Origin of the sequence: Myxococcus sp. CA039A, from assembly GCF_013336645.1 — a bacterium.
Classification (GTDB): domain Bacteria; phylum Myxococcota; class Myxococcia; order Myxococcales; family Myxococcaceae; genus Myxococcus; species Myxococcus llanfairpwllgwyngyllgogerychwyrndrobwllllantysiliogogogochensis.
This window is the reverse complement of record NZ_JABUMQ010000441.1, coordinates 1-7,613: the sequence shown is the minus strand read 5'-3', so window position 1 is coordinate 7,613 and position 7,613 is coordinate 1. Positions and strand designations below refer to the sequence as shown.

7 protein-coding genes are annotated in these 7,613 nt (G+C 67.8%); 6 read left to right on the top strand and 1 reads right to left on the bottom strand.

The annotated features are described in order from the left end of the window. The first annotated feature begins 273 nt into the window (after positions 1-273). From HR086_RS42750 to HR086_RS42725, 6 genes are all read left to right on the top strand, one after another. Positions 274-939: a hypothetical protein gene (locus HR086_RS42750; RefSeq protein ID WP_174468507.1), complete on the top strand. Its 666-nt coding sequence runs from the start codon at positions 274-276 to the stop codon at positions 937-939. A gap of 51 nt (positions 940-990) precedes the next feature. Continuing rightward, positions 991-1,947, top strand: coding sequence for a GNAT family N-acetyltransferase (locus HR086_RS42745; protein WP_174468506.1), 957 nt, complete (start codon positions 991-993; stop codon positions 1,945-1,947). Between the two features lie 20 nt (positions 1,948-1,967). After that, a complete protein-coding gene (locus tag HR086_RS42740) occupies positions 1,968-3,116 on the top strand; it encodes a hypothetical protein (protein WP_174468505.1) in 1,149 nt (382 codons plus the stop codon). A 20-nt stretch (positions 3,117-3,136) separates the two neighbouring features. Next, positions 3,137-3,484, top strand: coding sequence for a YkgJ family cysteine cluster protein (locus tag HR086_RS42735; RefSeq protein WP_174468504.1), 348 nt, complete (start codon positions 3,137-3,139; stop codon positions 3,482-3,484). Between the two features lie 53 nt (positions 3,485-3,537). Beyond that, entirely contained in the window at positions 3,538-4,506 is a 969-nt protein-coding gene (locus HR086_RS42730) for a hydrolase (RefSeq protein ID WP_174457635.1), read from the top strand. Between the two features lie 155 nt (positions 4,507-4,661). Beyond that, on the top strand, positions 4,662-6,878 hold the full coding sequence (locus HR086_RS42725) for a Bd3614 family nucleic acid deaminase (RefSeq protein ID WP_174468503.1): 2,217 nt from the start codon (positions 4,662-4,664) through the stop codon (positions 6,876-6,878). Positions 6,879-6,906: 28 nt separating this feature from the next. Here HR086_RS42725 and HR086_RS42720 read toward each other — a convergent pair whose 3' ends face one another. After that, positions 6,907-7,521 carry a hypothetical protein gene (locus tag HR086_RS42720; protein WP_141646873.1) on the bottom strand — a complete coding sequence of 205 codons (615 nt, stop codon included), beginning with the start codon at positions 7,519-7,521 and terminating at the stop codon, positions 6,907-6,909. Positions 7,522-7,613 lie beyond the last annotated feature (92 nt).

Below are 7,613 nucleotides of genomic sequence, written 5' to 3'. Positions count from 1 at the left end.
CCTGCGGGGCGGGCTCCTGGGCGGGAGCAGTCGGCGCGGGCGTCTGGGCCTGCAGGGACGTGGCAATCAAGAGGGCTGCGGAAAGCATCGGTTCTCCAAGGTCTTCGCGGTGCCGGCGGACAGAGTCCCGGAGAGCACCATGCGTCCTTTGCCGCCCCCGGGGCCGGCGCGGCTCCCTTCCTGCTTCAAACACGCAGCGTGCGGCAATGGTTGATTGTCGTGGTTGTGCTTAATTCCAGGGGGGGCCCGCTACACCCAGGAGATTCGCATTTCATGAGCACCGCCCGAGTCGCGCTGCTGTGCACGCTGCTTCTGCCCGCATTGGCCGCCGCCCAGCGCGTCACCGTCCCCGTGGACGTGGGCGTGGGGCCCGCCGCGTACATGTTCTTCGGGCCCGTCTTCGACGACCAGCCCATCCACACCGGCGTGAAGCTCTCCGTGGAGGCGGTGCTGGACAAGGACTGGCTGAAGAAGAACCAGCGCGCCATTCCCACGCGCTATCGCAAGTACGCGAAGAGCGTGGACGAGGTCCGCATCTCCCCGTCCATCTTCATCCCCGACTCGTTCATCATCTCCCCCAAGCTGAAGAACACCGGCATGTATGGCGTCACCTGGAAACCCCTGGGACTGGGCCTGCCATTGAGCTCGGGGCCGGTGCGGTTCTCCGTGGGAGGCGGCCTCCTGCTGACGTATGCGTATCTGTACTCGGACACGCTGGCGAATACGCACTTCCTGCGGCCGGGCGCCGAGCTGGGCGTGGACCTGGAGCTGCGATTCTCCAAGAACTTCCTCGTCAGCCTGGGCTGGGAGTCCGCGCTCTACGTTCCCCAGGCGCTGGGGAGCCTGGGCCTGCCGGACCGGGTGCGCGACGGCATCTTCCATGTGGGCCAGGCGTACCTCCAGCTCCACGTCCGATTCCCATACACCACGCACCTGTAAGCCTTCCGGGTGGATGCGCCGGACGCCTGGGTGGCGCTACGTTGGCGTGACATGCACCTGGCCCTCGCCACCGATGCGCAGAAAGCCGAACGGGACCGCGTCACCCACGCCGCCTGGGGCTCGCCGCTCTCCGTGGAGCAGTTCCACCAGCGAGAACTGCGGCTGCGCGCCCACCCCTGGTGTCGGGAGGGGATGCGCACCTGGCTGTGGCTCGACGACGCGGGCCAGGTGCTGGCCTCGTGCGAGACGTTCCACACGGACAGCTACCTGCGAGGCCTCGACGGCGTGGCCACGCGCGGCGTCAGCCAGGCCATCGCCAGCGTCTTCACCGAGTCCGCGCTGCGGGGCCACGGGCATGCGACGCGGTTGATGGACGAGGTCGCCGCCCGACTGGAGCACGAGTCTCCCAACCACCACGCCGCCCTCCTCTTCTCCGACGTGGGCCCCGCGCTCTACCGCCGCTCCGGCTATCTCGAGGCACCCGCGTGGGACTGGCAGCTGTCCGCAGTCGGCGGCCTGTCCACGCACGCGGTGGACGCGCTCCTGTGTGACGGCGACGTGCCCGGAGTCGTGGCGAGGACTCAGCGTCCGGACGTGCCCTTCCTCCTCTGGCCGAGCGCCGCGCAGATGGACTGGCATCTGGAGCGGGAGCGCATCTACTCGGAGCTCCTGCACCGGCCCCGCCCGGAGGCGTGCGGCGCGACGGTGGGCAACTCCTCCGCGCTGTGGGCGATGATGGCCCGGTATGGCGAGCTGGTGGTGCTGCTGCTCGACGCGGAGTCGGTGAAGGACGCCGTCGCCCTGCTGGAAGCCGCGCGAGGCGTGGCCCACCGGGCGGGACTGGCTCGCGTGGTCATCTGGGAGGAGCCCGCCACCCTGCCCTGGGTGGCGCGGGTGCCCGGCGCCCTCCGCGTGGCGCGAGATGGCTCGCTCCCCATGATGCGGCCCCTGCGTCCTGGCCTGCCACCCGCCGAGCGCGTGGCGTTCTCCCGCGCGCTCTGGGTGTGACGCCCGGATAGGATGCGCGCATGGCCAAGCGCACGCGCATCATCGAGGGCACCTGGAACTGCACGTCGTGCGACGCCAAGGACATCCTGGCCCGGCACAAGCGCTGCCCGACCTGCAACAACCCCCGCGAGCTGTCGGGCGACGAGTCGGTCTTCGACTTCGGCGACGTTGACGCACAGAGCGGCAAGTCCCTGCGCGAAGGGGTGACGGACGACAAGGCGCTGGAGCTGGCGGGCGCGGGCGAGGACTGGTTCTGCGCCTTCTGTGGCGCCGCGAATCGAGGGGACCAGCCCCGGTGCAAGCACTGCGGCGCGGAGCGCTCGGCGGACGCGAAGGCCGCGCCTCTCCAGGCGTTCGACACGCCCGAGAGGAAGCCTCCCGCCGCGCCACCGCCGGAGACGAAGCCGCGCTTCACGAAGAAGTGGCTGTGGCTGGGCGTGCTGTTCTCGTGCTGCTTCAGCTCGGGCCTGTACGCCATGTGGGCCCGGACCCCGCACGACTTCCCCGGGGAAATCACCGGCACGTCGTGGAAGGTCGCCGTGACGCAGGAGCGCTTCACCGCCGTGCAGAAAACAGGCTGGGCGGATGAGCTGCGGCGGAGCAGCGCGCGGATGCCCGTCAACGGCGCGGGTGAGGTGGCGGGCGTGGACAACGTGCGGGACTGCGTGGAGCGCCAGCGAGGCACTCGAAAGGTGGCGGACGGAACAGAGCGGGTGTGCCGCTCCAAGACGCGCCGGGTGGCGTGTGGTACCGAGGAGAAGTGCCGCCGGCGGGACAAGGGCAACGGCTTCGTCGAAGAGGTCTGCGAGGACATCACGAAGTACTGCAACGAGCGCTACGAGGACTGTCAGAACGAGACGCGCTACCGCAACGAGCCCGTCTACGCGCGCCAGTGCGCGTATGACACGTATGAGTGGAAGCCCGTGGACCGCCGCGAGGCGACGGGGCAGGACGGCAACCCCGCGTGGCCCACGCTCCAGCCAGGCGCCACGGACCGGCAGCACCGCTCGGAGGAGTACACCGTGCACATCCGCTACGAGGATGACGGCGTGAAGGAGACCGTGCTCATGCCGAAGACGGAGCGGGATTTCCTGAGGTGGAAGAAGGGCCAGGGTGTCGTCGTCACGGTGACGAACTCGGGGGATTTGAAGCAGGTCGTCCCACGCTGAGTCACGGAAGGACCTCCCTCATGGAATGCACCCGTTGTGGCGCCTGCTGCGTGGCTCCGGACATCGCCGCGCTCGACAAGCCGCTGGGGCTGCGCTGTCCGCACCTCACCCAGGACAACCTCTGCTCCATGTACGAGAACCGGCCGAGCATCTGCCGCGACTACCAGGCAGATGAGGTCTGCCAGCTCATCGAGGCCCCCACGCTGGAGGAGCGCGTGGGCAAGTACCTGGCCCTCTTCGACCTCACGGACGAGGCGAAGGCCGTGAAGGCGCGGGGCTGTGCGTCCATGAAGCGGGCCCGACTCCAGTCGCCGCCAGCGGGGCCCGAGTCACCCACCCAAGCGCCCGGTGGAGAACGACCCCGCTGACGGGCCGACACGGACCCTTGTCCCCGTCCCCCTCAGGGGGCTATCCCGGAGTCGTGAACTTCCAGCCGACCGAGCCCTTCGTCGCCGCACCGGGCCTGACGAACGAGCATGCGCAGACCATCTACGCGAACCTCGTGCGTCCCCGTCATGTCCCTCCGCTGAGGCGGGAGCGGCGCGAACTGCCCGACGGGGACTTCGTCGACCTGGACACCTTCGACGGCCCCGCCGGCGCGCCGCACGTGGTGGCGCTGCACGGCCTGGAGAGCTCGTCCCGGGCCGGCTACATCACCGCCATCCTCCGGGGCGCCGCGGAGCGAGGCTGGGGCGCCACCGCGCTCAACTTCCGCTCGTGCAGCGGTGAGCCCAATCGGCTCGCGCGCACGTACCACTCGGGCCACATCGACGACGCGCTCGGCCTCTTGCGCGACTTGGGCGAGCGCGCCACCGGGCCGCTGTTCGCCGTGGGCTTCTCCCTGGGCGCCAACGTGCTGTGCCGGCTCCTGGAGGACCAGGGCGAGGACGCACCCGTGAAGGCCGCGGCTTCCGTCAGCGCGCCGTATGATTTGGACGCCTGCTGCAAGAAGCTGGATGGCCCCGGGCCCATCCACCTGGTGTACCGGGAGCGCTTCTTGCGGACGTTGAAGGGCAAGGCGCGCGCGAAGCTCAAGCGCTTCCCCAAGGCCTTCGACGGCCGCGCCATGGAAGCGGCGCGCACGGTGCGGGCGTTCGACCATGCCGTCACCGCGCCGCTGCACGGCTTTGACAGCGCCGAGCACTACTACGCCGAGTCCTCCGCGGGCCCGAAGCTGCACGCCATCCGCAAGCCCACGCTGCTCATCAGCGCCGCGGATGACCCGATGCTGGAGGCCCCCGTCATCCCGCCCAACGCGAAGGACAATCCGCGCTTGAGCGTGGTGTTGACCGAGCACGGCGGACACGTGGGCTTCGTCGCCGGCCGCGCGCACCGCCCCCGCTTCTGGGCCGAAGACCAGGTGCTGGAGTACTTCGCGACGTTCCGCTGAGCGCGTGCCGCCCTCGCGCCGCCCGCGACGTCCCGTCAGGACGCAGATGCGTCCTGACGGGACACGTGGCCCCCGCTCCAACAGTCGCCCACGCCCGCCGCTCATCCGCTGACCCGTCGGGGCCCTGGTATGGGCTTTGCTGCTCGCAAAGCTCCATGAGCCATCAAGCACTCGCCCACCGCATCGCGGAGCTGACCGGAATGGCTCGCTTCGCGTTTTGCGTCATCGACGGCCCTTTGACATACAAGCTCAAGAGGTATGACGCCCTGGTCTGCTACTCGACTGGAATCGAGGGCAACCTGCCCGTCCCTCCCATCGTCGCCCTGCAGATGGCCTTTCGAGGCGGACTCACCCGCATCCACGTGCCGTCAGGTTACAGGCAGACGCGGTGGGAGATGGGGACCTTGAAGTTCCTCAAGCGCGCGGCGGAGGAAGTCAAACTCCTCGAGGGAGATGTGACGCGTTATCTGCTCATTGCATTCCCCATGGCGGGGAGCGACTGGACCCTCATCAACTTCCTGAAGGCCGAGCCGCGCAAACTGTCCACGATGGAGAGGGCAGGCATCACGAACTACCAGCCCCTGGGGCGCTTCAGAGCTCCGGCTCCAGACAGCATCGTGGGCCCCTCGCTCAACCTTCGAAAGCCGGGCGCATGGGATGCGACCGCGATCCGCGCACATCGCTTCTACATGATGCTGGCGTTCAGCCTCCTCCATCACCGCGGGGAACTCCTCCAGGGACTGGTCGTCTTCGCGCAAGAGGGCAAGGGCCAGAGCGTGGGCGCGGTCCTGGTGGATGGCACGGGAAAGATTCTCTCGTGGTCCGTCAACACCGCCTACGACAACGCCTGCTTTCATGCCGAGGTCAATCTGTTGCACGCCTACCTCGGGCGACACCAGCAACTCCCGGACGGGTTCGCGATCCTCTACACCACGCTCCAGCCCTGCCACATGTGTGCGGGGCTCATCGCGGGGTTGATTGAGCAGGGACATGAACTCCAGGTCGTCTATGGCGAACACGACACCCATTACTCGGGGGGGCGGACGGTGCTCGACGAGAAGAACGCCCAGCTCTATCTGAACTCGACAGAGAAGTATTCGGGTGGGAAACCCAAGGCCGTTCGACTGCCCAAATCACTCGCCCCGACTTCATCGCGCTACATGCCCGACGAGTTGGAGAAGAGCTTCCGCAAGGCCGGCGAGCAGGAGGTCCACTCACGGCTCGTCTATCTTTTGGGAAGAAAAGGCCCGGAGAAGATTGTCTTCGACGAGGAAGGGTACTACCCGGGCCCCGTTCTCATCGAGCAGGCCTGGGAGGCATTGAAGCTCAAGCTGCGCAAGTACCTCGACCGGGAGTTCGACGACACCGATCTCTTCGAAGTCCGCCAGAACCTGAGTCAGTTGTCCCGGTATCTGTCTCAATGGCTGACCCATATGGGCCTTCGTGAGCCTCAGCCCCAGCGCACGGTGACTTCGACCCGAAGCACGTCGAACTGGGACGAAGGCAAACTCCAACACTTCACCGCGCCCGCATTCCTACACGCGACCAACCTGCGTGAGGACGACGCTGAAATGCTCCCGTTCGAGTTCCCGTCGCCCCCACCTCAGCCGAGCATCATCCCTTCACCGAGCGACCTCAACAACGGGCCCTTCTCCTTCCTCTCGGTCTTCCCCCAGCCTGCGCCGAGCCAGGGCATTCCGCGCTTCAGCTCCCGGCCGGAGCAAGAGGAGAAGAAAAAGGCCTCGGCCATCTTCCTCGACGTCACCGCGGATGATGAGGAGGCCTTCCCGCTTCGGAAGGGCAACACTCCTCAGCCTCGAGCCGCGAGCCTCTTCCTCGACATCACCAGTGACGATGAGGCGGGCTTCCCGCCTCCAAGGAAGGACCCACCTCGGCAGCGGGCCTCGACCCTCATCCTCGACATCGCCGGGGACGATGAAGAGGTCGCCCCCCCCGCGTCGGGTTTGACGAAGCCCTCGAAGTTGAAGCGGTCCCTGGAGGAGATGAACGGCCCACCCAACATCTTCGGGCAGCAACCTTCCAAGCAACACACGACGAATCCGGTGGAGAAGAAGAGGAGGGTGGAGCACCCGGCGCCGCGGGCGCAGACAAACACTCAGCCCTCGTTTCCGCTCATGGATGGCGGGCAGCCCTACACCACCGTGGAGATGATGAGGGTGCATCTGACGCGCACCAAGCAGCGCACCGTGCGGCCTCCGGGCAAGGTTCCCAAGGCGCTCGTCTACCACGTTGGTAACTGCCCGAAGATGAGCCTGGTCCGCTACACCTTCCAGAGTGAAGAGGGCCTCATGGCCCTGCAGTATGGAGATGCCAGGGGCTTCAATGCCTGCCCCCACTGCCATCGGCAGTGAAGCAAGCCCCCGAGAACCGAAGCGCGGTTCAGCCGAAGGACAACAGGAAGCCCAGCTTCGCCGTGGGCCGCACGGTGCGCAGCATCCACGAGCGCTCTTCCCCAGGCCCCACCGAGCCGCGAAGCGACTCGTCCAGGTCCTTCATGCTGGGGCCGTACAGCTCCATGAAGCTGACGCCGCCGCGCAGGAAGAAGGTGATGCGCCCGGGCATGTTCAGCTCCAGCCCCACGAGCGCGCTGGCGTAGCTGTAGCCCACGCGCTCCATCGATGGCAGGGGCGGCAGGGACAGGTCCGCGAGCCTGCGCTCCAGACCCTGCACGTCCGCGGGCTGCGCATGACCGACGTCCAGCGTGAAGGCCGGCGAAAGCCTGCCGCGCATGGGAAGCAGCGTGAGCCCCGCGCGCGCGCCAGCACGGACGCCATTGTGCGTGGCCCCCAGGTGCAGCCGCACCGCGTGCGTGGGACGGAACGAGATGGACAGGCCCGCGCCCTCCGTCACGCCCGCATCCAGCATCAAACCAAAAGGCGCCAGCCGCTCGGGGTCCTGTGCCGCCCTCCGGCGCACCTCCACCCCATCCGCCGCCAGCGCCACGCGCGCCACGAGCACGAACAACAGCGCGGTCAACGTGGACAGCATCCCCATGCGTCGAGTCCCCACCCCAGCCCGCCGCGACGCTCCGCGGTCCCCGTCATCGCCAACCAACACCCACCGGACAGCTCCGGCGGCCCCTTGCC